This is a genomic window from Ancylobacter dichloromethanicus (assembly GCF_018390645.1).
In the GTDB taxonomy this organism is placed as follows: Bacteria; Pseudomonadota; Alphaproteobacteria; order Rhizobiales; family Xanthobacteraceae; genus Ancylobacter; species Ancylobacter dichloromethanicus.
In genome coordinates, this window is the sequence record NZ_JAHBGC010000011.1 from 87,685 (window position 1) to 110,755 (window position 23,071).

The following is a 23,071-nucleotide window of genomic DNA, read 5'->3' on the forward strand; positions in this document are numbered from 1 at the left end:
ACGCATCCATCTCGACGCGGTGGGCGGCGTTGCCGGCGACATGTTCGTGGCGGCGCTGCTGGACGCCTTTCCCGACCTCGCCCCCCGGGTGATGGCGGATGCGCGTGCCGTGCTGCCGGAAGGGGCGGGCACGCCCGTGCTGCGCGAGGGGCTGAGCGGTGGCATCGCCGTGCGCCGCTTCGGGCTGGAGGGCGAGGACGCCCACACGCACGCCCACGATCATGCGCACAGGCCCGCGCATTCCCACGCTCACCAGGCTTCCGGTGCCGTTCTGGCGGAGGGGCTGGGTCCCCGGGCCAAGCCCGGGAATGAGGAGGAGCGCGGGGGAAATGAGCCGGCTCATGAACGCCACCGCCACGGCGCCGGCAGCTATCGCGACATGCGGGCGCGGATCGAGGCGGCGGCGCTGAGCGAGGGGACAGCGCGGCACGCGTCGGCCATTCTCGGCCTGCTCGCCCGCGCCGAGGCGGCCATTCACGGCGTGAAGGTGGAAGAGGTGCATTTCCACGAGATCGCCGACTGGGATTCGCTGCTCGACGTGGTCGCTGCCGGCAGCCTCGCGGCGGCGCTGCAAGGCGCTGACTGGACCGTCTCCGCCCTGCCGCTGGGTGGCGGGCTGGTGAGGACCCAGCACGGGCTGCTTCCGGTGCCGGCGCCGGCGACCGCCGCGCTGCTCGACGGCTTCGACTGGCGCGACGACGGCATTGCCGGCGAGCGGGTGACCCCGACCGGGGCGGCGATCCTGAAACATCTGGCGCGGCCCGGCCGGCCCCTGGGCGGGCGGCTGGTCGCGTCCGGCACCGGGGCGGGCACGCGCGCCCTGCCGGGAATGCCTAATGTGCTGCGAGCGCTGGTGTTCGAGGCCGCGCCGGCGGAGGGCGATGCGCGGGCCGACCACGACAGGGTGGCGGTGATCGAATTCGACATAGACGATATGACGGGGGAGGAGATCGGCACCGCGAGCGAGCGGCTGCGCGCCGCGCCCGGGGTGCTCGATGTCAGCGTCGGGTCGCGCCTCGGCAAGAAGGGGCGGCCCGTCGCCTCGATGCGGCTGCTGGCGCGGCCGGAAAGCATGGAGGCGGTGGCCCGCGCCTGCTTCGCGCAGACCTCCACCATCGGGCTGCGCGTTCGCGAGGAGCGCCGGCTGATTCTGCCGCGCGCGGCCGGCGAGAGCGCCGGCGTCGCGGTGAAGACGGTGGCGCGGCCGGGCGGGCCGACGGTGAAGGCGGAGAGCGACGTGCTGACCGGCGACACGCTCGCTGCGCGGCGGGCGCTCAAGCTGCGGGCGGAATCTGGCGACGCGGAACGCGGCGATGCGTGAGGCCAGGCCCGGCGCATTCATCGAAACCTCCGCCGCCACGCCGCCGGCCGAACGGCTGGCCCGCGTGCTCGAACGCTTCCCGGCGCTGGCGGTGGCGGTGAGCGGCGGGGTGGATTCGCTCACCCTGGCCAGCTTCGCCTTCGCCCATGGCGTGCCGCTCACCGTGATCCATGCGGTTTCTCCCGCCGTGCCGGCGGAGGCCACGATGCGGGTGCGGCATCTGGCGGTGGCGCAGGGCTGGGAACTCATCGTCACCGGCACCGGCGAGTTCGAGGACAAGCGCTACCGCGACAACCCGGTGGACCGCTGCTATTTCTGCAAGACCAATCTCTACGACCGCGTCGCCGGGCTGACCGACCGGCCGATCGCCTCGGGGGCCAATCTCGACGATCTCGGCGACTATCGGCCCGGCCTGATCGCCGCCACAGAACGAAGGGTGGTGCACCCGCTCATCGAAGCGGGGCTGGCGAAAAGCGACGTGCGGGCGCTGGCCCGCGCGCTGGGGCTCGGCGAGGTCGCGGAACTGCCGGCGCAGCCCTGTCTCGCCAGCCGGGTCGAGACCGGCATCGCCATCCATGCCGCCGACCTCGCCTTTGTCGAGAGGGCCGAGCGGCGGCTTGCCGTGCTGACCGGCGGCGGCACGCTGCGCTGCCGGATCACCCGTCAGGGCGTGGTGGTGGAACTCGGGCCGGAGGCGATGGGCCATGCCGGCGCGGTGGACACGCTGATGGCGGGCCTGTGCGGGGAGGCGGCGCGGGTCTATGCCGGCACCCGCGCCTATCGCCGCGGCGCCATGTTCGTCGGGGCCTGAGTCATGGACTTCACCTTCGACTGGCAGCGCGCGGCGCGCACCGGGCTTCCCGAGGCGGTGCTGTGCAGCGCCAAGTCGCCGGCGCAGCTCGCGGAAATCCTTGCCGCCGCGCGGGCGCGCTCGGCGCGGCTGCTGCTGACGCGGCTGGAGCCGGCGGGGTTCGCGGCGCTGGACGCGCAGGCACGCTCCGGGCTCGACTACGACGCCGCCTCGCGCACCGCCGTGCTCGGCGGGCCGGTGCCGCTCGCCGCCGCCAGCGTCGCGGTGGTGGCGGCGGGCACCTCCGACCTGCCGGTGGCACGCGAGGCCGCGCAAACCCTGGCCTTCTCCGGCGAGGCATCGCTGCTCGTCGCCGATGTCGGCGTGGCCGGGCTGTGGCGGCTGATGGCGCGGATCGAGGAAATCCGCCGCTTCCGGGTGGTGATCGCGGTGGCGGGGATGGAGGGGGCGCTGTTCAGCGTGCTCGGCGGGCTGGTGAGCGCACCGGTCATCGCGGTGCCGTGTTCGGTCGGCTACGGCGTGGCCGAGGGCGGCAGGGCGGCGCTGGCCTCGGCGCTGGCGAGTTGCGCGCCCGGCGTGGTGGCGGTGAATATCGACAATGGCTACGGCGCCGCCTGCGCCGCCCTGAAGATGCTCGGCGCGGCGGCGACGGGCCGGGAGGAGCCGTGATGGCGCGTGTTCTCGTCACCGGCGGCGCGGGCTTCATCGCCGCCCATGTGATGCTGGCCCTGCTGCGCGAGGGCCATGCGGTGCGGGCGACGCTGCGCGACCTCGCCCGCGAGAGCGAGGTGCGCGCCATGCTGGCGGCGGGCGGGGCGCCGGCTGACGCTCCGCTCGGCTTCCACCGCGCCGACCTGCTCGAGGACGCCGGCTGGGCGGCGGCCGTGGCCGGCTGCGACGGCGTGCTGCATGTCGCCTCGCCGCTGCCGGCGGGGCTGGTGGCGGCCGATGAGGGCGCGCTGATCCGCACCGCGCGCGAGGGCACGCTGCGGGTGCTGAAGGCGGCGCGCGCGGCCGGGGTGCGGCGGGTCGTCGTCACTTCCTCGTTCTCCGCGGTGGGCTATGGCCATCCGCCGCGCGCCGGGCGCTATGACGAGAGCGACTGGACCGACCCCGAGGGCGTGGGCGTCGACGCCTATACGCGCTCCAAGACGCTGGCCGAGCGGGCGGCGTGGGACTTCGTCGCCGGCGAGGGGGCCGGCATGGAGCTGGCGAGCATCAACCCGGTGGTGGTGCTCGGCCCGGCGCTGGGGCCGGACCTGTCCGCTTCGCTGGATCTGATACGGGCGCTGCTGGACGGCACCGTGCCGGCGACGCCGCGCGTCTTTTTCGGCCTGGTGGACGTGCGCGACGTGGCCGAACTGCATGTGAAGGCGATGACGGCGCCGGAGGCGGCGGGCCAACGCTTCCTCGCCACGTCAGGCGACGCCGTATCGCTGCATCAGATCGCGCGCATGCTGCGCGATGGCCTCGGCCCGGCGGGCCGGCGGGCGCCGCGCTTCGAACTGCCGGATCTCCTGGTGCGCCTCGCCGCTCTCGTCTCGCCGACGGCACGCCTCGCGGTGCCGCGCCTCGGCATCCGCCGCAGCGCCTCCAGCGAGAAGGCGCGCGCCCTGCTCGGCTGGTCGCCCCGCCCGCCGGAAGAGGCGATCCTCGCCACGGCGGAAAGTCTGCTTCGGTTGGGCCTGGTGAAGGGCTAGCGGTTCAGCCCGGCGTGCCCAGCGGCTGCTGCTGGGTGATGCAGTGGATGTTGCCGCCGCCGAGGATGATCTCGTGCGTCGGCACGCCGACCACCTCGCGCTCCGGGAACAGGCGGGAGAGGATGGCGTGGGCCGCCTCGTCCTGCGCCGGGTCGAGCCGCGGCATCAGCACGAAACCGTTGCCGAGATAGAAATTGGCGTAGGAGGCGCCGAGCCGCTCCCCCGGACGGCGCGACATGCTGCCGGTCTCGGTCCCGAGGTCGAGCGCTTCCGCGTTGGAGCGGAACAGCGGGCCGGGCAGCGGCAGGGTGACGATCTCCAGCGCGCGGCCACGCGCGTCGGTCATCTTCGACAGGCGTTCACGGGCATCCCTCGAAATCGCGTATTGCGGATCGAGCGGGTCGTCGCAGCCGGTGAGCGCCACCACGCCGGGCCGCACGAAGCAGGCGAGGTTGTCGATATGGCCGGAGGTCTCGTCGTCGACCAGGCCGGCGCCGAGCCACAGCACCCGGGAGACGCCGAGATAGTCCTTCAGGTGCTGCTCGATCTCCTCGCGGGTGAGGTGCGGGTTGCGGTTGGGGTTGAGCAGGCACTCCTCCGTCGTGAGCACCGTGCCCTCGCCATCGACATGGATCGAGCCGCCTTCCAGAACCAGCGGGGCGGCGTAGCGCGGGGCACGCTCGATCTCCAGCATCTTGGCGGCGATCGCCTCGTCCTGGTCGAATGGGCTGTAGAGCCCGCCCCAGGCGTTGAAGCCCCAGTCGACGCCGCGCAGCCGGCCCGCACCGTCGGTGAGGAAGGTGGCGCCGCTGTCGCGGCACCAGGAATCGTCGCAGGACGCCTCGACCACGCGCACCGAGGCGGGCAGGGCGGCGCGGGCGTGGCGCCATTGCCGGGCGGTGGCGAGCATGGTGACCGGCTCGAACCGGGCGATGGCGCCGGCGACCGCGGCGAAGGCGGCCTGTGCCGGGGCGGCGCCGTCGCGCCAATTGTCCGGCCGCTCCGGCCAGATCATCCAGGTGCCGGCATGCGGCTCCCATTCGGCCGGCATGCGGAAGCCATCGGCGGCGGGCAGCGTGGCGAGGGTTTCGCTCATGGGATCACCCGATGGCCCGCGTGGGGGCGTGCCCGTCCAGCGACAGCAGCGGGCCGTAGAGTTCCGGCCGGCGGTCGCGGAAGACGCCCCAGCTGTGGCGCTGGCGGGCGATGCCGTCGAGGTCGAAGGTGGCGGTGAGCACGGTTTCTTCGCTGCGGCCGGCCTCGGCGACCTTCTCGCCGGTGGGCCCGGCGATGAAGGAGGAGCCGTAGAAGGTGAGGGCGGTGCCGTTGCGGCCCTCTTCGCGGCCGATGCGGTTGGAGGCGATCAGCGGCATCAGGTTGGCGCCGGCATGGCCCTGCATCACCCGCTGCCAGTGGCCGGCGGAATCGAGGCCGGCATCGTGCGGCTCGGAGCCGATGGCGGTGGGGTAGAGCAGCATTTCGGCGCCGAGCAGCGCCATGGCGCGGGCGCATTCCGGGAACCACTGGTCCCAGCAGATACCGACCCCGACGCGCCCGACCGCGGTGTCCCAGACGCGGAAGCCGGTGTCGCCGGGCGAGAAGTAGAACTTCTCGGTGTAGCCCGGCCCGTCCGGAATGTGGCTCTTGCGGTAGAGGCCCAGAATCGACCCGTCCGCGTCGACCATGGCGAGGCTGTTGAAGGCGGCCTGCCCGCCGCGCTCGAAGAAGGAGATGGGCAGCACCACGCCCAGCTCCTTTGCCAGACCGGCGAAATGGGCGATCAGCCGGTTGCCCTCGAACGGCCTGGCGAGATCGAGGAACTCGTAGAGCTGGTCCTGGCAGAAATAGGGGGTCTCGAACAGTTCCTGCAGCAGGATGAGCCGGGCACCGCGCCCGGCGGCCTCGCGCACCAGCGCCTCGGCGCGGGCGATGTTGCCCTCCACGTCCCAGTCGCAGCGCATCTGGGTGGCGGCGACGGTCAGGCTGCGCATGGACATCTCCGGATCGGAAGGTGGGTTCAGTTGACGGCGCGCAGCGGCTTTTCCAGTACCGCGATCACGCGCGCAAGCTCGTGCCCGCGCTTGAGGATGAGCCCGGTCTGCGACACCACGGTGTAGGCGCCCTGGCGGCGGGCGAGGCGCGGGTCCTTCTCGATCCGGTAGATCGGCACCTCGGTGGCGCGGCGGAAGATGGAGAAGATGGCCTTGTCGCGGGTGAAGTCGATGGCGTAGTCGCGCCATTCGCCCTGGGCAACCATGCGGCCATAGAGATCGAGGATGCGGTCGAGCTCGCGGCGGTCGAAGGTGACGCGGTCGACGCGCGCGCCGGCCGGCAAGGCTATGGGGTCGATTTCCGCCACGCGGCTCCTCCGCCCTGGGCGGCCCGGCTGGCGCGGGCCTGCGGACTCATCAATGTCATGTCGCGGTCATGATCCACCGGGCGGCGGGCGGCTTCAAGCGCCTTTTCGCCGCCGCGCCGGCGGCGGCACCCGGGCGACGGTCGCCGGACAGAAAAAGGGCCGGCGAAGCAGCCGGCCCTGAAGAGCAATTCGGGGATTGAACCTAGAACATAACGTCAGGCCGGCCCACAAACGCCGCGGGGGGCTGGGGGGCTGGGAAACCGATGCGCCTGCGAACCGGCCCAACGCTATGAAACGACATTGGAACTGGCTATGGGCATTGCAACGGCCGAATTCGGGCCGTCCTGTGTTTTCTGTTAACGAGCGTGTGATTGTATTGCTGGCGTCGATTCGAGCGGCTGGAGCGCCGCGCCGAGGATGGCGCCCGGTTCGGTGGACGAGCCGGACTGCACGAACACCACCACCGCGTCGGTGGGGTCGCCGGGCAGGCGATGCACCGTCGTCTCGAAGCTGGCGGCCGTGCCTTGCCAGTCGCCGAGCCGGGTCCAGCCGCGCACCACATTGTGGTAGACCACGCTGGCGCCCTCATTCTCGCCGCGGCCGATATCGACCTCCATGCGGCTCGCCACCGGGCACAGCCAGACCTCGCCCTTGGCCGAGCCGGGGGCGGCGGCGACATGCACCTTCACCCTGCCGCCGAGGCTTTCCACCGTGACCGGCACCGGCGGCGGGTCGATGTCGGCCAGCGTGCGCTCCAGCGTCGCCCGGTCCGAGCCGATCGCCATGATGCGGCCGTTCACCACCGCCTGCGGGGTGAACAGCTTGCCGTCGCCGCGCATGTGCGCATAGGCCTTCTGGCGCAGCGAATGGCCGTGCTTGGCCAGCGTGTCCTTCCAGCCGAGATAATCCCAGTAGTCCACCGCCAGGGTGAGCGCGATCACGTCGGGACGCGTGGCGAGTTCGCCCATCAGCTTGTCGGCCGGCGGGCAGGAGGAACAGCCCTGGCTGGTGAACAGCTCGATCATCGCCTTCGGTGCCGCCACCGGCTTCACCGGCTCGACTTTCGCCGCCGGGGTGGGGGCGTCTTCCGCGTGGGCGGCGCCGGCGGGCACCATCAGCAGGGCCAGCAGCGCCAGGGCAAGACCCGACAGGGGCGTGCAGGCGGGGCGGGTGTCGCGGGCGGACAGGCAGGAATCGAGGGAGGCGGTCAGGGACATGTCGGGCGGTTGTCCTTGGGCGCGGAACGGTCTGGCACGCGGCGGGCCGGTCCGCAGGGAGGGCGCCTTTCGCAGGGTTCGGGGCGGAGCGGGCCGAGCCTTGCCGGCCGGATCCGCACCCAAGGCAATAGGACGGCGCGGGCATCGCCACCAGTCACATTCGGGTGTCGCCACGCACGCGGGCGTGACGTGACCCAACGAGCGGCCGGGCGCCGGCACGGCGGCCGCCGGATGCAAAAAGCCGGCACGGGACGAGCCCGCGCCGGCTGCCTGCAGGCGTTGCGAGCCCCGCTCAGGCCGCGAGATTGCGCAGCACGTAGGGCAGGATGCCGCCATTGCGGAAGTAGTCCAGCTCGTCCAGCGTATCGATACGGCAGGTGAGCGGGACGTTCTTCACCGTGCCGTCGGCGAAGGCGATCTCGGCGATCAGCGTCTGGCGCGGCTTGAGGTCGCCCTCGATGCCCTTGAGGGTGACCACTTCATCGCCCTTTATGCCGAGCGACTGCCAGCTCTCGTCGTTCTGGAACACCAGCGGCACCACGCCCATGCCGACCAGGTTGGAGCGGTGGATGCGCTCGAAGCTCTGCGCGATGACGGCGCGGATGCCGAGCAACGCCGTGCCCTTGGCCGCCCAGTCGCGCGAGGAGCCGGTGCCGTATTCCTTGCCGGCGAACACCACGGTGGGCACGCCTTCCTGCTTGTAGAGCATGGCGGCGTCGTAGATCGGCATCTCGGTGCCGTCCGGCCAGTGCCGGGTGAAGCCGCCTTCCTTGCCGCTCAGCATCTGGTTCTTGATGCGGATATTGCCGAAGGTGCCGCGCATCATCACCTGGTGATTGCCGCGCCGGGTGCCGTACTGGTTGAAGTCGGCCGGGCGGACCTGGTGGTCACGCAGATAAGCGCCGGCGGGGCTCGCTTCCTTGATCGAGCCGGCGGGCGAGATGTGGTCGGTGGTGATGGAATCGAGGAACAGCCCGATCACCCGCGCCGCGAGAATGTCGGTGACCGGCTCGGGCTCCATCTTCATGCCCTCGAAATAGGGCGGGTTCTGCACGTAGGTGGAGGCGTTCTCCCAAGCGTAGGTCTCGCCCAGCGGAATGGCAATCTTCTGCCAGTTCTCGTCGCCCTTGAAGACGTCGGAATATTTTTCCTGGAACATCTTCTTGGTGACGTTCTCGCGGATGAAGGCGGCGATTTCCTGGTTCGACGGCCAGACGTCCTTGAGGAACACCGGCTGCCCGTCCGAGCCGATGCCGAGCGGCTCGGTGGTGAGGTCGATCTGCAGCGAGCCGGCGATGGCATAGGCGACCACGAGCGGCGGCGAGGCGAGGTAGTTCGCCTTCACGTCCGGGTTCACGCGGCCCTCGAAATTGCGGTTGCCGGAAATGACGGCGCCGGCGATGAGGTCCTGGGTGTTGATGGCTTCCGAGATCGCCTCCGGCAGCGGGCCGGAATTGCCGATGCAGGTGGTGCAGCCGAAGCCGACCAGATTGAAGCCGAGCGCGTCGAGATCGTCCTGCAGGCCGGCGGCGTTGAGATAGCCCTCGACCACCTGGGAGCCGGGCGCCAGCGAGGTCTTCACCCACGGCTTCGACTTCAGGCCCTTCGCCACCGCGTTGCGGGCCAGCAGGCCGGCGGCGATCAGCACGCTGGGATTGGAGGTGTTGGTGCAGGAGGTGATGGCGGCGATGGTGACGTCGCCATGGCCGAGATCATAGTCGGTGCCGGCCACCGGCACGCGCTTGCCGGTCTCGCCGGCCTTCTTGAACTCGCCTTCCAGCGCGGCGAGGAAACCCTGCTTGGTGCCCGAGAGCAACACCCGGTCCTGCGGGCGCTTGGGGCCGGCGAGCGAGGGCAGCACGGTGGAGATGTCGAGTTCCAGCACGTCGGTGAACACCGGGTCGGCGGTGCCCGCCGTGCGCCACATGCCCTGCGCCTTGGAATACGCCTCGACGAGGGCGATGCGCTCATCGGTGCGGCCGGTCTCGTCGAGATAGGCGATGGTCTCCGAATCGACCGGGAAGAAGCCGCAGGTGGCGCCGTATTCGGGCGCCATGTTGCCGATGGTGGCGCGGTCGGCGAGGGTGAGGTGGTCGAGGCCGGGGCCGAAGAACTCGACGAACTTGCCGACCACGCCCTTCTTGCGCAGCATCTGGGTGACGGTGAGCACGAGATCGGTGGCGGTGATGCCCTCCTTCATCTCGCCGGTCAGCTTGAAGCCGATGACCTCGGGGATGAGCATGGAGACCGGCTGGCCGAGCATGGCCGCCTCCGCCTCGATGCCGCCCACGCCCCAGCCGAGCACGCCGAGGCCGTTCACCATAGTGGTGTGGCTGTCGGTGCCGACGCAGGTGTCGGGATAAGCAACGGTGTCGCCGTCCTCGTCCTTGGTCCAGACGGTCTGGGCCAGATATTCGAGATTCACCTGGTGGCAGATGCCGGTGCCCGGCGGCACCACGCGGAAATTGTCGAAGGCCGACTGGCCCCATTTCAGGAAGCGGTAGCGTTCCTGGTTCTGCTTGTATTCCTCGTCGACATTCTTGCCGAAGGCGGCGTTGTCGCCGAAGAAGTTCACGATCACCGAATGGTCGATGACGAGATCGACCGGGACCAGCGGGTTGATCCGCTTGGGGTCGCCGCCCAGATGCACCATGGCGTCGCGCATGGCGGCGAGGTCGACCACGGCGGGAACGCCGGTGAAGTCCTGCATCAGCACGCGGGCGGGGCGGTAGGCGATCTCGTTCTCGACCTTGCCGCGGTTCACCAGCCAGTCCTTGATGAACACGATGTCCTTCTTCGAGACGGAGCGGCCGTCCTCGAAGCGGAGCAGGTTCTCCAGCAGCACCTTCATCGAGAAGGGCAGGGACGAGACCCCGTCGAGACCGTTCTTCTCGGCCTCCGGCAGGCTGTAATAAACGTAGGTCCTGGACCCGACGGTGAGGGTTTTACGGCTTTTGAAGCTGTCGAGAGACGTCACGGCTGGCAGGTCCCCGCTAACAAAGTGACAGGATGCGCTGGGCCTTGGAGGGAAGCGGGCTCGCGGGCTATAGCTCGGGCGGGCCCTGGCACGGCACGGGGCGCATCGTTCAGATTTCTATATAGAGCCATTTCAAACTCCGATCCTAGAGGGCTTGACGCGATGCATTGGAAAATTGTGCGGCGCGTCGGCAACGGTCGGCGGCGGAGGCGTTGATGCGGCTGGTGGTGGAAAATCTGGCGTGCCGGCGTGGCGTGCGGCTGCTTTTCGCGGGGCTCGGCTTCACCCTGGAGGCCGGCCGCGCGCTCATCGTCACCGGGCCGAACGGCACCGGAAAATCCTCCATGCTGCGGCTCATCGCCGGGCTGGCGCGGCCGGAAGCGGGGCGGATGCGGCTCGAAGGCGCGCCCGAGCCGGAGGATTTCGCCGAGGAGGTGCACTATCTCGGCCATCTCGACGCCCATAAGGGCGCGCTGAGCGCGCAGGAGAACCTTGCCTTCTGGCGCGACATGCTGGGGCGGCCGGCGCTGACGGTCGCGCAGGCGATGGAGGCGGTCGGGCTCGGTGGACTGGAGCGGCTGCCGGTGGCGGTGCTCTCAGCCGGGCAGAAGCGCCGGCTGGCGCTGGCCCGGCTGCTGGTGGCGGAGCGTCCGCTCTGGCTGCTGGACGAGCCGACCACGGCGCTCGACGTGACGGCGCAGGCGCGCTTCGCCGAACTGGCGCGGGCGCATGTGGAGGCGGGCGGGCTGATCGTCGCCGCCACTCATGCGCCACTCGATTTCGGCCCCTCCGACGCGCTCGACATCAGTGCCTGGCGGCCGGCCCGCGCGGCGCCCGAGCCGGCGGTGAGCGCATGAGCCGGGCGTTTCTGGCGCTGCTCGCCCGCGACCTGCGGCTGGCCCTGCGCGCCGGCGGCGGGGCGGGGCTCGGCGTCGTGTTCTTCCTCGCCGTGGTGGTGGTAACGCCCTTCGCCATCGGGCCGGACCTCGCCCTGCTCGCCCGTATCGGCCCGGCGATCCTGTGGATCGGCGCGCTGCTGGCCTCGCTGATCGGCCTCGACCGGTTGTTCGCCGCCGATGCCGAGGATGGTTCGCTCGACGGGCTTTCCATGCTGGCGCTGCCGCTGGAACTGGTGGCGGCGGCCAAGGGGCTGGCGCACTGGATCGCCACCGGCCTGCCGCTGGTGGTGGCGGCGCCGGTGCTGGCGCTGCTGCTCAATCTCGCCCCGGCCTCGATCGGCGCGCTGACCCTGACGCTGCTGGTGGGCACGCCGGCGATCACCTTTCTCGGCCTGATCGGCGCCGCCTTCGCCGCCGTGTTCCGGCGCGGCGGGCTGCTGGTGGCGGTGCTGGTGATGCCGCTGACGATCCCGGTGCTGATCTTCGCGGTGGCGGCGACCGGCACCGCGCTCGGCGGCACGGTGCCGTTCGGCACGCCGTTCCGCATCCTCATCGGGCTGTCGCTGGCGGCGATGGTGCTGGGCCCGGTCGCGGCGGCGGCGGCGCTGCGCGTGGCCCGCGACTGAGCTGTCACACAATGGTGTGCGTCGCTCTGGCATACCAGAAGCCGCGACATCCTCGCGCAGCCGTGGACAAGCTTCCCCGGCGGCGGGGCGCGGGCGCGGTGCAGCAATGCGCCGCAGGGTCCGCAAAGCCTTGTGGCGGCGGGAGATGGCGGGTTGCGACGCATTATCCGGCCGCTACGTCATTTGCCCCCGTTTTTCCCTCACGTCCTCGTGTTGCAGCACGCGGAGAGCCGTGTTAGGGAACCGCCGACCTCGCGGCCAGATAAGGGAAATCCCTACGCCGCCTAGAGTTCAGAATCCTTCCGGTCCGGAAGCAGGCGTCCCCTGTCGGGCGGCGCGTGCTGCGGACAAGCCCCGAGAGAGGCAAAGTGGCCGAGACCTACGTATCCGGAGTGGCAGGACGCTACGCGACGGCGCTCTTCGAGCTGGCCCGCGACGCCGATGCCGTCGATGCGGTTCAGGCGGACCTGGAAAGGTTCGGCGCCATGATCGCCGAGAGCGACGACCTCAAGCGGCTGGTGCGCAGCCCGGTGTTCTCGTCGGAGGAGCAGGAGAAGGCGGTCGCCGCCCTGCTCGCCAAGGCCGGGATCGGCGGTCTCGCCGGCAATTTCTTCAAGACCGTGGCGGCCAACCGCCGCCTGTTCACCGTCGAGGCGATCATTCGCGACTTCAACCTGCTGGTCTCCGCCTACAAGGGCGAAGTGACCGCGGAAGTTACCGTCGCGCAGCCGCTCTCGGATGCCCACGCCGCCACGCTGAAGCAGTCGCTCGACGCGCTCACCGGCAAGGACGTCAAGCTCGCCATCGAGGTCGATCCCTCGCTTCTGGGTGGGCTGAAGGTCAAGGTCGGCTCGAAGCTCGTCGATGCCTCGCTCAAGACCAAGCTCAATTCGATCCGCACTGCGATGAAAGAGGTTCGCTGATGGATATCCGCGCCGCTGAAATTTCCGCGATCCTCAAGGAGCAGATCAAGAATTTCGGCCAGGAAGCCGAAGTCTCCGAGGTCGGCCAGGTTCTGTCCGTCGGTGACGGCATCGCCCGCATCTACGGTCTCGACAACGTCCAGGCGGGCGAGATGGTCGAGTTCGAGAACGGCACGCGCGGCATGGCGCTGAACCTCGAAATCGACAATGTCGGCGTCGTCATCTTCGGTTCCGACCGCGAGATCATGGAAGGCCAGACGGTCAAGCGCACCGGCGCCATCGTCGACGTGCCGGTCGGCAAGGGCCTGCTCGGCCGCGTCGTCGACGCCCTCGGCAACCCGATCGACGGCAAGGGCCCGATCGAGTTCACCGAGCGCCGCCGCGTCGACGTGAAGGCCCCGGGCATCATCCCGCGCAAGTCGGTGCACGAGCCGATGCAGACCGGCCTCAAGGCCATCGACGCGCTGATCCCGATCGGCCGCGGCCAGCGCGAGCTGATCATCGGCGACCGCCAGACCGGCAAGACCGCCGTCGCGCTCGACGCCATCCTGAACCAGAAGTCGATCAACGCCGGCACCGACGAGAAGGCCAAGCTCTATTGCGTCTATGTCGCGATCGGGCAGAAGCGCTCCACCGTCGCGCAGTTCGTGAAGGTGCTGGAAGAGCAGGGCGCGCTGGAATATTCCATCATCATCGCCGCCACCGCCTCCGACGCGGCGCCGATGCAGTTCCTGGCGCCGTTCTCCGGCACCGCCATGGGCGAGTTCTTCCGCGACAACGGCATGCACGCGCTGATCGTCCATGACGATCTTTCCAAGCAGGCGGTGGCCTATCGCCAGATGTCGCTGCTGCTGCGCCGCCCGCCGGGCCGCGAAGCCTATCCCGGCGACGTGTTCTATCTCCACTCGCGCCTGCTGGAACGCGCCGCCAAGCTCAATGACGAGAACGGCGCCGGCTCGCTGACCGCGCTTCCGGTCATCGAGACCCAGGCCAACGACGTGTCGGCCTACATCCCGACCAACGTGATCTCGATCACCGACGGCCAGATCTTCCTCGAATCCGACCTGTTCTTCCAGGGCATCCGCCCGGCGGTGAATGTCGGCCTCTCGGTCTCGCGCGTCGGCTCTTCGGCGCAGATCAAGGCGATGAAGCAGGTTGCCGGCAAGATCAAGGGCGAACTCGCCCAGTATCGCGAGCTGGCCGCCTTCGCCCAGTTCGGCTCGGACCTCGACGCCTCGACCCAGAAGCTGCTGAACCGCGGCGCCCGGCTGACCGAGCTGCTCAAGCAGTCGCAGTTCTCGCCGCTGAAGGTCGAGGAGCAGGTGGTGGTGATCTACGCCGGCACCAACGGCTATCTCGACGTGCTGCCGGTGTCGAAGGTGCGCGAGTTCGAGCAGGGCCTGCTGCTGTTCCTGCGCTCCAAGCACGCCGACATCCTCGACACCATCCGCACGTCGAAGGAACTGTCCAAGGACACCGCCGACAAGCTCGTCAAGGCGCTCGACGCCTTCGCGAAGACCTTCGCCTGAACGGCAGAGCGGAGCAAAGGGACACATGGCCAGCCTTAAGGATCTGCGCAATCGCATCGCTTCGGTGAAGGCGACGCAGAAGATCACCAAGGCGATGCAGATGGTCGCCGCCGCCAAGCTGCGGCGCGCCCAGCAGGCGGCCGAGGCCGCGCGTCCCTATGCCGTGCGCATGGAGAGCGTGCTGGGCAACATCGCCAGCACGATTTCCGGCGGGCCGGACGCGCCGCGGCTGCTGACCGGCACCGGCCAGGAGCAGACCCATCTTCTGCTGGTGCTGACCGCCGAGCGCGGCCTGTGCGGCGCGTTCAACTCGTCGATCGTGCGCATCGCCCGCGAACGCGCGCTGGCGCTGATGGGGCAGGGCAAGACGGTCAAGATCTTCTGCGTCGGCCGCAAGGGCCATGACGCGCTGCGCCGCCAGTTCGAGAAGCAGATCGTCGAGGTCGTCGAGCTGCGCACCAGCAAGGGCGGCGTCACCTTCGCCGACGCCCAGAAGATCGCCGACAAGATCGGCGCCATGTTCGCCGCCGGCGAGTTCGACGTGGCGACCCAGTTCTTCAGCCGCTTCCAGTCGGTGATCTCGCAGGTGCCGACGGCGCAGCAGCTGATTCCGGCGACCTTCGCCGAGCCGGCCGCCGCCGCCGAAGGCGCCGAGGCGGTGTATGAATACGAGCCGGGCGAGGCCGAAATCCTCGCCGACCTGCTGCCGCGCAACCTGGCGGTGCAGGTCTTCAAGGCGCTGCTCGAAAACGGCGCGTCCGAGCAGGGCGCGCGCATGAGCGCGATGGACAACGCCACCCGCAACGCGGGTGACATGATCAAGAAGCAGACTTTGACCTACAACCGCACCCGCCAGGCAATGATCACGAAGGAACTCATCGAGATCATTTCCGGCGCCGAGGCGCTGTGAGGCAGGACCCGGAAGGACGACGAACATGGCTAATGTCGGACGCATCACGCAGGTCATCGGCGCTGTCGTGGACGTGCAGTTCGAGGATCACCTCCCGGAGATCCTGAACGCGCTGGAGACCACGAATAACGGCGCCCGCCTCGTTCTCGAAGTGGCCCAGCACCTGGGCGAAAACACCGTGCGCACCATCGCCATGGACTCGACCGAAGGTCTGGTCCGCGGCACGACGGTGACGGATACCGGCGCGCCGATCTCGGTGCCGGTCGGCGCCGGCACGCTCGGGCGCATCATGAACGTCATCGGCGAGCCGGTGGACGAGCAGGGCCCGATCGTCGGCGAGACCAGCCGCGCGATCCACCAGCAGGCGCCCAGCTACGCCGACCAGTCGACCGAGGCGGAAATCCTCGTCACCGGCATCAAGGTCGTCGACCTGCTGGCGCCCTATTCCAAGGGCGGCAAGGTCGGCCTGTTCGGCGGCGCCGGCGTCGGCAAGACCGTGCTGATCATGGAACTGATCAACAACATCGCTAAGGCGCATGGCGGCTACTCGGTGTTCGCCGGCGTCGGCGAGCGCACCCGCGAGGGCAACGATCTCTATTACGAGATGATCGAGTCCAAGGTGAATGTCGACCCGCACGAGCATGGCGGTTCCACCGAAGGCTCCAAGTGCGCGCTGGTCTACGGCCAGATGAACGAGCCCCCCGGCGCCCGCGCCCGCGTCGCGCTGACCGGCCTGACCGTCGCCGAGCACTTCCGCGACCAGGGCCAGGACGTGCTGTTCTTCGTCGACAACATCTTCCGCTTCACGCAGGCCGGCTCCGAACTCTCCGCCCTGCTCGGCCGCATCCCCTCGGCGGTGGGCTATCAGCCGACGCTGGCCACCGACATGGGCGCGCTGCAGGAGCGCATCACCACCACCACCAAGGGCTCGATCACCTCGGTGCAGGCCATTTACGTGCCGGCCGACGACCTGACCGACCCGGCGCCGGCCACCTCCTTCGCCCATCTGGACGCGACCACCACCCTGTCGCGCTCGATCGCGGAAAAGGGCATCTATCCGGCCGTCGACCCGCTCGACTCGACCTCGCGCATCCTCTCGCCGCTGATCCTCGGCGAGGAGCACTACAATGTGGCGCGCTCGGTGCAGCAGACGCTGCAGCGCTACAAGTCGCTGCAGGACATCATCGCGATCCTGGGCATGGACGAGCTGTCGGAAGAGGACAAGCTCACCGTCGCCCGCGCCCGCAAGATCGAGCGCTTCCTGTCGCAGCCCTTCCACGTCGCCGAAGTGTTCACCGGCTCGCCCGGCAAGCTCGTCGACCTCGCCGACACCATCAAGGGCTTCAAGGGCCTGGTGGAAGGCAAGTACGATCACCTCCCGGAGCAGGCCTTCTACATGGTCGGCACCATCGAGGAGGCGATCGAGAAGGGCAAGAAGATGGCTGCCGAGGCCGCGTGATCCACGCGCCCCGGCCGCTGACGGCACGGGGCGTCGATCATTGACGCTGACGCATCCTCTGGAGGATCCATGGCCACCTTCCCGTTCGAACTCGTCTCGCCCGAGCGTCTCGTCTATTCCGGCGCGGTGACCGAGGTCATCGTTCCCGGCGCCGAGGGCGAGTTCGGCATCCTTGCCGGCCATGCGCCCTTCGTGTCGACGCTGAAGCCCGGCGTGCTGACGATCAAGGGCGACGGCGCGGCGCGGAAGCTCTTCGTGCGCGGCGGCTTCGCGGAAGCCAACCCGCAGGGCCTCACCGTGCTCGCCGAGACCGCGATCCCGCTGGCCGAACTGCCGGCCGAAAAGCTGGCGCAGATGATCCGTAACGCGCAGGAAGACGTCGAGGACGCCGGCGACGAGGCGACCCGCGCCAGCCGCCAGCAGTTCCTCGAACAGCTCAAGTCGGCGGCGGCGGCGATCGAGGCGGATTCGCGCAGCCCGCACTGAACCGGGCGGCGACAAACCTCGCCGCACCGAGTTTCGTCCGTTCGACGAGGCGTTTATGATCCGGGCCGCTGTCACCAGCGGCCCTTTTCATTTCCGGAGGATACGCGAATGATCGATGCCACCAGCATCAGCGGCTCGACCTTCAGCGCCCATGCCTGGGGCCGCAACCTGCCGACCTTCGAGGCCATCCGCACCATGGCGTTCAACGAGGCGCTGGCGGACGGTTCGCTGTCGCAGGAGCGCTTCCGGCACTACATGATCCAGGACGCGCACTACCTGATCGCCTTCGGCCGGGCGCTGGCGATCGCCGCCGCCAAGGCGGAGGACCCGGACGGGCTGGTGCAGTTCGCGGAAGCGGCCAAGATCGCGGTGGTGGTGGAGCGCTCGCTGCACGCCGATTTCTTCGAGAGCTTCGGCGTCGACGCCGACGAATTCGCGCGCACGCCGATGTCGCCGGTGTGCCACCATTATTCCAGCTTCCTGATCGCCACCGCCTATGCCGAGCCCTATCCGGTGGTGCTGGCGGCGCTGCTGCCCTGCTTCTGGATCTACGCCGAGGTCGGGCGCGACATTCTCGGCCGGGCGGTGCGGCCGAACCCCTATGACGCCTGGATCGACACCTATGCCGGCGAAGAGTTCCACGAGGCGGTGCGGGCGGTGATCGCCACCACCGACCACGCGGCGGCGGGCGCGTCGCCGGCCGTGCTCGCGCACATGCACGCGGCCTACAAGCGGGCCACGGAACTCGAATGGATGTTCTGGGATTCAGCCTGGCGCCTGGCCGACTGGCCGGTCTGACCGGAGCGGGGGCGAGCGGGAAGCGCAGGGCGCCTGCGCCGCAGGCGGGAGGGCTGCCGGGCGGGGGACGCCCGGCTGCTCAGCGGCGGCGACCCGGGGGCGGGCGACGCTGGCCGCTGCCGATCGGCGGGGTCGGTCCACCGGTCTTGTGGCGGAAATTAATCCGTCCGCGGTCGAGGTCGTAAGGCGACATCTCGACGACGACGCGGTCGCCAACGATGGTGCGGATGCGGTTCTTCTTCATCTTGCCCGCCGCATAGGCGAGTATCTCGTGTTCATTGTCGAGCACGACGCGGAAGTTGCCGTCCGGCAGAACTTCCGTCACGGTGCCGTCGAACTCGAGCAGTTCCTCTTTCGCCATTAATGGCTCTCCTCGTACAGCCTGCTGCCGGCCTTGCCGCTAGGCCAATACCCTGACGGCCGGCATTTGTCTTGTCCTGATGATGCTGCGCAGCAGCATACGCCAACGAACAGGACCTCCCGCGCCTTCCGGCGCGCGAGGTCCCGTTTCAACGACCGATCAGGTCGCGGCGTTGTAGGCCTTGCGGCGCGGCGGGCGGCGCCCCTCGCGCGGCGGGCCGTCCTTGCGGACGTCGCCACCCTCGGGACGCGGGCCGCGATTGAACGGGCGGGCGCCGCGCGGGGCGTCCGGACGCGGACCACGCGCGTCGCGGGCGGGACGACCACCCTCGGGACGGCCTTCCGAGCGGAAGCCCTCAAGGCGCGGGGCGCCTTCGCGACGGCTCTCGCCGCGGCGGTCGGCCGAAGGAATGGTGATCTTGATCAGCCGCTCGATGTCGCGCAGGAAGGCGCGCTCCTCGCCGTCGCACAGCGAGATGGCGATGCCGTCGCGGCCGGCGCGCGCGGTGCGGCCGATGCGGTGGACATAGCTTTCCGGCACGTTGGGCAGGTCGTAGTTGATGACGTGGCTGACGCCCGGCACGTCGATGCCGCGGGCGGCGATGTCGGTCGCCACCAGCACCTTGACCACGCCCTGGCGGAACGCGGCCAGCGCCCGCTCGCGCTGCGGCTGGGACTTGTTGCCGTGGATCGCCTCGGCGGCGATGCCGGCGCCGGCGAGACCCTTCACCACCCGGTCGGCACCGTGCTTGGTGCGCGAGAAGACGAGGGCGCGGTCGAGATCGGGCTCGGAGAGAATTTCGACCAGCAGGTTCGGCTTGCCGGCGCGATCGGTGAAGAACACCTTCTGCTCGACGCGGTCGGCGGTCTTGGCGACCGGCGTCACCGCGACGCGGACCGGATTGGTCAGCAGCGAATCGGCCAGCTTCTCGATCTCGCGCGGCATGGTGGCGGAGAAGAACAGGTTGCGGCGCTTGGCCGGCAGCCGGGCGCAGATGGCGCGGATGGCATGGATGAAGCCCATGTCGAGCATCTGGTCGGCCTCGTCGAGGACGAGCACCTCGACCATGTCGAGCCGCACGGCGTTGTTTTCGAGCAGGTCGACGAGGCGGCCGGGGGTGGCCACAAGCACGTCGACGCCATTGGCCAGCGCACGGGCCTGGCGGCCGATCGGCACGCCGCCAATGGCGAGCGCGGTGGAGGGGCGCACATGCTTGCCGTACAGGCGGAAGCTCTCCAGGATCTGGCCGGAAAGCTCACGGGTCGGGCTCAGCACGAGCGCGCGGGCGGAGCGGCGCTCGGGGCGGAAGCGGTTGGTGACCAGATGCTGGAGGATCGGCAGCGCGAAGGCGGCCGTCTTGCCGGTGCCGGTCTGGGCGATGCCGATGAGATCGCGCCCGGCCAGCACCTGCGGCACGGCCTGGATCTGGATCGGGGTGGGGGTGGTGTGGTTCGCTTCCGCGAGGGCTTTCAGGATCGGCTCGGCAAGGCCGAGTTCGTTGAAGGAGTTCAAGTACGGTTCTTTCATGGGCGATTGCGTCCGCGCGCACATGGGGCACGAACCGCTAATCACGGGGTGTTGAGACACCCCGCGTGGCCTGGGACGTCGGCGATTTCCGATGATGAAGGGCCGAAGACTGCCGCGGCTCAGAAGTGAAGGCGGATATTCGATCAGGCGAACCTGACCGGATCCGGCTCCCAGCCGAAGCGGACATCGAGCGACGCGGCCCCGATGCGGACGAGACGCCCGCATGCAGCCCCTATGTGGCCTAAAAGGGTGGTGATTTCAAGGCGTCATCGCTCTCGCTATAAGGGAAGCCATGTATCCTGACGTGGTCGGCCTCAGAAGTTTCTATGCCCAGCCGCTCGGCGTGGTGACGCGCCGGCTGGTGGGGCGCGCCATTCGCGCGCGATTTGGCAATGTGCGCGGCCTGTCGCTGCTCGGCATCGGCTATGCCACGCCCTATCTCGGCGTGTTCCGCGAGGAGTGCGAGCGCGCGCTCGCCTTCATGCCCGGCGCGCAGGGGGTGACGCGCTGGCCCTCCGCCGCGCCGACGCTGGCGGCGCTGGTCGACGAGAGCGAACTGCCGCTGCGCGACGGGATGATCGACCGGGTGATCGCGGTGCATCTGCTGGAGATGACGCCCGATGCCGGCGAGGTGCTGCGCGAGGTGTGGCGCGTGCTGGCGCCGGGCGGGCGGCTGCTCTGCGTGGTGCCGAGCCGGCGCGGCGTGTGGGCCCGCACCGAGAACAACCCGTTCGGGCATGGACGGCCGTTCTCGCGTACCCAGATCACCGACCTGCTGCGCGGGGCGCTGTTCACCCCGGTGGGCTGGGACGAGGCGCTCTACATGCCGCCGGTGGCGCGCAACTGGTTCCTGCGCTCGTCGGTGGCGTGGGAGCGGGTGGGGGCGAGCCTGTCGCTGCCCTTCGCCGGGGTGCACATCGTCGAGGCCACCAAGCAGGTCTACAAGCCGGTGCCGACCAAGCGCCGCGCCCGGCTGCGGGTGTTCCAGCCGGTGCTCGCGCCCCGGCCGCTGGGCGGGTGAGGGACTCGGCAGGTTCGCGAAGGCGGGGTGCCGGCGGGTGGCGGCGAGCAAGACGTCCGGCGCGAAAGTGGCGGGTCCAAATAGGCCATGCCGCGGCGTGTTACGATCGCCGGTGACGCGCGGGACGATCACCGCGCTCTCTATGCCTACGCGGCCGAGCATGACACGCCGGACCGGGCGGGGAACCTGTCGACCTAACTGCGGGCGGCCGTTCTGCAGTGGCGACTGCTGCGCTGAGGCGCGCCCGGGCTGCCCCGGTCACCCCTTCCGCGACAGCAGGAACACCGCCTGCTCACCCAGCAGGTTCCACACCGCCCAGGGCAGGTTGAAGCGCACCGGGTGGCCATAGCCGTTCAGTGCTGCCGCGCGGTCGATGCGGGCGCCGACCTCCTCCACCAGCGCGACGAAATCACGGATGGTGCAGAAATGGATGTTGGGCGTGTCGTGCCAGCTATAGGGCAGGTTCTCCGTGCTCGGCATGCGGCCGTTCAGCAGCAGGTCGAGCCGCATCCGCCAGAAGCCGAAATTGGGGAAGGAGACGATGGCGTGGGTCCCCACGCGCAGCATCTGCTCCAGCACCCATTTCGGCCGGCGCGTCGCCTGGATGGTCTGGGAGAGGATCACATAGTCGAAGGAATCGTCGGGGTAGTCGGCGAGGTCCACATCGGCGTCGCCCTGGATGATGGCGAGGCCGCGGGCCACGCCCGCGTTCACCCCTTCGCGCGACAATTCGATGCCGCGCGCGTCGCAGCCGCGCGTGGTGGCGAGCAGTTCCAGCAATTCGCCATCGCCCGAGCCGACATCGAGCACGCGCGAGCCGGGCTTCACCATCTCGGCGATCAGCAGCAGGTCGACGCGCTTGCCGGAATCGGCCCGCGCGGCTTCGCGCATGGTGAGGTCGCGCGGTGCCATCACTTCACTCCCACGGCACGGGCGGCGGCGTCGATGAAGCCGCGGGTGATGGCGAAGAATTCCGGCTCGTCGAGCAGGAAGGAATCGTGGCCCTTGTCGCTCTCGATCTCGGCGAAGGAGACCTGCGCCCCGGCGGCGTTGAGCGCGTGCACCACGGCGCGCGAATCCGCCGTGGTGAACAGCCAGTCGGAGGTGAAGGAGACGAGGCAGAAGCGGGTTTTCGCTCCCTTGAAGGCATTGGCCAGCACGCCGCCATAGTCCCCGGCGAGGTCGAAATAGTCCATGGCGCGGGTGACATAGAGATAGGAATTGGCGTCGAAGCGGTCGACGAAGGCCTCGCCCTGGTGGCGCAGATAGCTCTCCACCTGGAAATCCGCGTCGAAGGAGAAGGTGTGCCCGTCGCGGTCCTGCAGCCGGCGGCCGAATTTCCGGTGCAGCGAGGAATCCGACATATAGGTGATGTGCGCCGCCATGCGGGCGACGGCGAGGCCGCGCCGCGGGCTGGTGCCCTCGTTCAGGTAGCGCCCGCCGCGCCACTCCGGATCGGCCATCACCGCCTGGCGGCCGACTTCGTGGAAGGCGATGTTCTGCGCCGAGTGGCGGGCGGCGGTGGCGATCGGCATGGCGGCGAAGACCCGCTCGGGGTAGCTCGCCGCCCATTGCAGCACCTGCATGCCGCCCATCGAGCCGCCAACCACCGCCAGCAACTTCTCGATGCCGAGATGGTCGACCAGCATGGCCTGCGCCCGCACCATGTCGCGGATCGTCACCACCGGCAGGTCGAGGCCATAGGGCTGGCCGGTGGCCGGGTTGGTGGAAGAGGGGCCGGTGGTGCCGAGGCAGCCGCCCAGCACGTTGGAGGCGATGACGAAGAAGCGGTCGGTGTCGACCGGCTTGCCCGGGCCGACCAGCGTCTCCCACCAGCCCGGCTTGCCGGTGACGGGGTGGACATTGGCCGCGTGCTGGTCGCCGGAGAGGGCATGACACAGCAGAATGGCGTTGGAGCGCGCGGCGTTCAGCGTGCCATAGGTCTGGTAGGCGATCTGGAACGGGGTGAGCACGCCACCGGCGTCGAGCTGAAGCGGCGTGTCGGCGCCGAAGCGCACCACCGCGGAATGCGGATTGTCCGCTTCGCCGCGGGCCGCCTCATAGGCCGGAAGATCGCGCAGGGCCGTAGTGTCGGACATGGGAACCGTCATACCGGACGAAGAGTTCGTTATACCGGACGATCGGAT

At 69.5% G+C, this 23,071-nt stretch carries 22 protein-coding genes; 13 read left to right on the top strand and 9 right to left on the bottom strand.

Annotated elements, in window-relative coordinates:
* The first annotated feature begins 40 nt into the window (after positions 1-40).
* The 4 genes from larC to KHC23_RS06070 are packed head-to-tail and all read left to right on the top strand — an operon-like array spanning position 41 to position 3,832.
* A complete protein-coding gene (larC, locus tag KHC23_RS06055) occupies positions 41-1,321 on the top strand; it encodes a nickel pincer cofactor biosynthesis protein LarC (RefSeq protein ID WP_213370760.1) in 1,281 nt (426 codons plus the stop codon).
* A complete protein-coding gene (gene larE, locus KHC23_RS06060; RefSeq protein WP_213370494.1) occupies positions 1,314-2,132 on the top strand; it encodes an ATP-dependent sacrificial sulfur transferase LarE in 819 nt (272 codons plus the stop codon). Before larC ends, larE begins: the two co-directional genes overlap by 8 nt.
* 3 nt (positions 2,133-2,135) lie before the next feature.
* On the top strand, positions 2,136-2,801 hold the full coding sequence (gene larB / locus KHC23_RS06065) for a nickel pincer cofactor biosynthesis protein LarB (RefSeq protein WP_213370496.1): 666 nt from the start codon (positions 2,136-2,138) through the stop codon (positions 2,799-2,801).
* Positions 2,801-3,832: an SDR family oxidoreductase gene (locus KHC23_RS06070; RefSeq protein ID WP_213370497.1), complete on the top strand. Its 1,032-nt coding sequence runs from the start codon at positions 2,801-2,803 to the stop codon at positions 3,830-3,832. Before larB ends, KHC23_RS06070 begins: the two co-directional genes overlap by 1 nt.
* Positions 3,833-3,836: 4 nt before the next feature.
* Here KHC23_RS06070 and aguA read toward each other — a convergent pair whose 3' ends face one another.
* The 5 genes from aguA to acnA all read right to left on the bottom strand — a co-directional run bounded on the left by aguA (position 3,837) and on the right by acnA (position 10,385).
* Positions 3,837-4,928: an agmatine deiminase gene (gene aguA, locus KHC23_RS06075; protein WP_213370499.1), complete on the bottom strand. Its 1,092-nt coding sequence runs from the start codon at positions 4,926-4,928 to the stop codon at positions 3,837-3,839.
* A gap of 4 nt (positions 4,929-4,932) precedes the next feature.
* Positions 4,933-5,823: an N-carbamoylputrescine amidase gene (gene aguB / locus KHC23_RS06080; RefSeq protein WP_213370501.1), complete on the bottom strand. Its 891-nt coding sequence runs from the start codon at positions 5,821-5,823 to the stop codon at positions 4,933-4,935.
* Positions 5,824-5,849: 26 nt separating this feature from the next.
* Positions 5,850-6,191 carry a DUF2794 domain-containing protein gene (locus tag KHC23_RS06085; RefSeq protein ID WP_213370503.1) on the bottom strand — a complete coding sequence of 114 codons (342 nt, stop codon included), beginning with the start codon at positions 6,189-6,191 and terminating at the stop codon, positions 5,850-5,852.
* 356 nt (positions 6,192-6,547) lie between these two features.
* Positions 6,548-7,408 (bottom strand): DUF1223 domain-containing protein, encoded by an 861-nt coding sequence (locus KHC23_RS06090; RefSeq protein ID WP_213370505.1) that lies wholly within the window; start codon positions 7,406-7,408, stop codon positions 6,548-6,550.
* A 292-nt stretch (positions 7,409-7,700) separates the two neighbouring features.
* A complete protein-coding gene (gene acnA / locus KHC23_RS06095; RefSeq protein ID WP_213370507.1) occupies positions 7,701-10,385 on the bottom strand; it encodes an aconitate hydratase AcnA in 2,685 nt (894 codons plus the stop codon).
* A 215-nt stretch (positions 10,386-10,600) separates the two neighbouring features.
* Here acnA and ccmA point away from each other — a divergent pair, with 215 nt between their 5' ends.
* The 8 genes from ccmA (at position 10,601) to tenA (ending at position 18,015) form a co-directional block, all read left to right on the top strand.
* A complete protein-coding gene (gene ccmA / locus KHC23_RS06100) occupies positions 10,601-11,242 on the top strand; it encodes a heme ABC exporter ATP-binding protein CcmA (protein WP_213370508.1) in 642 nt (213 codons plus the stop codon).
* Positions 11,239-11,910 carry a heme exporter protein CcmB gene (gene ccmB / locus KHC23_RS06105; RefSeq protein ID WP_213370510.1) on the top strand — a complete coding sequence of 224 codons (672 nt, stop codon included), beginning with the start codon at positions 11,239-11,241 and terminating at the stop codon, positions 11,908-11,910. The genes ccmA and ccmB overlap by 4 nt, the downstream gene beginning before the upstream one ends.
* Positions 11,911-12,278: 368 nt before the next feature.
* Positions 12,279-12,833, top strand: coding sequence for a F0F1 ATP synthase subunit delta (locus KHC23_RS06110; RefSeq protein WP_213370512.1), 555 nt, complete (start codon positions 12,279-12,281; stop codon positions 12,831-12,833).
* Positions 12,833-14,362 (top strand): F0F1 ATP synthase subunit alpha, encoded by a 1,530-nt coding sequence (gene atpA / locus KHC23_RS06115; RefSeq protein ID WP_213370514.1) that lies wholly within the window; start codon positions 12,833-12,835, stop codon positions 14,360-14,362. Before KHC23_RS06110 ends, atpA begins: the two co-directional genes overlap by 1 nt.
* Positions 14,363-14,387: 25 nt before the next feature.
* A complete protein-coding gene (locus tag KHC23_RS06120; RefSeq protein ID WP_213370516.1) occupies positions 14,388-15,272 on the top strand; it encodes a F0F1 ATP synthase subunit gamma in 885 nt (294 codons plus the stop codon).
* 25 nt (positions 15,273-15,297) lie between these two features.
* Positions 15,298-16,731, top strand: a complete 1,434-nt coding sequence (gene atpD / locus KHC23_RS06125; RefSeq protein WP_213370518.1) for a F0F1 ATP synthase subunit beta — start codon at positions 15,298-15,300, stop codon at positions 16,729-16,731.
* Between the two features lie 69 nt (positions 16,732-16,800).
* A complete protein-coding gene (locus KHC23_RS06130; protein WP_213370520.1) occupies positions 16,801-17,217 on the top strand; it encodes a F0F1 ATP synthase subunit epsilon in 417 nt (138 codons plus the stop codon).
* Positions 17,218-17,325: 108 nt separating this feature from the next.
* Positions 17,326-18,015, top strand: coding sequence for a thiaminase II (gene tenA / locus KHC23_RS06135; protein ID WP_213370522.1), 690 nt, complete (start codon positions 17,326-17,328; stop codon positions 18,013-18,015).
* A 79-nt stretch (positions 18,016-18,094) separates the two neighbouring features.
* On the opposite strand, the gene infA is transcribed toward tenA, so the two are convergent.
* Positions 18,095-18,376, bottom strand: a complete 282-nt coding sequence (gene infA / locus KHC23_RS06140; protein WP_213370524.1) for a translation initiation factor IF-1 — start codon at positions 18,374-18,376, stop codon at positions 18,095-18,097.
* 159 nt (positions 18,377-18,535) lie between these two features.
* Positions 18,536-19,903 (bottom strand): DEAD/DEAH box helicase, encoded by a 1,368-nt coding sequence (locus tag KHC23_RS06145; RefSeq protein ID WP_213370526.1) that lies wholly within the window; start codon positions 19,901-19,903, stop codon positions 18,536-18,538.
* Between the two features lie 292 nt (positions 19,904-20,195).
* Between KHC23_RS06145 and KHC23_RS06150 the strand changes: the two genes are divergently transcribed.
* Positions 20,196-20,924: a class I SAM-dependent methyltransferase gene (locus tag KHC23_RS06150; RefSeq protein ID WP_213370528.1), complete on the top strand. Its 729-nt coding sequence runs from the start codon at positions 20,196-20,198 to the stop codon at positions 20,922-20,924.
* 258 nt (positions 20,925-21,182) lie between these two features.
* On the opposite strand, the gene metW is transcribed toward KHC23_RS06150, so the two are convergent.
* A complete protein-coding gene (gene metW / locus KHC23_RS06155; RefSeq protein WP_213370530.1) occupies positions 21,183-21,836 on the bottom strand; it encodes a methionine biosynthesis protein MetW in 654 nt (217 codons plus the stop codon).
* On the bottom strand, positions 21,836-23,023 hold the full coding sequence (metX, locus tag KHC23_RS06160; protein WP_213370532.1) for a homoserine O-acetyltransferase MetX: 1,188 nt from the start codon (positions 23,021-23,023) through the stop codon (positions 21,836-21,838). Before metX ends, metW begins: the two co-directional genes overlap by 1 nt.
* Positions 23,024-23,071 lie beyond the last annotated feature (48 nt).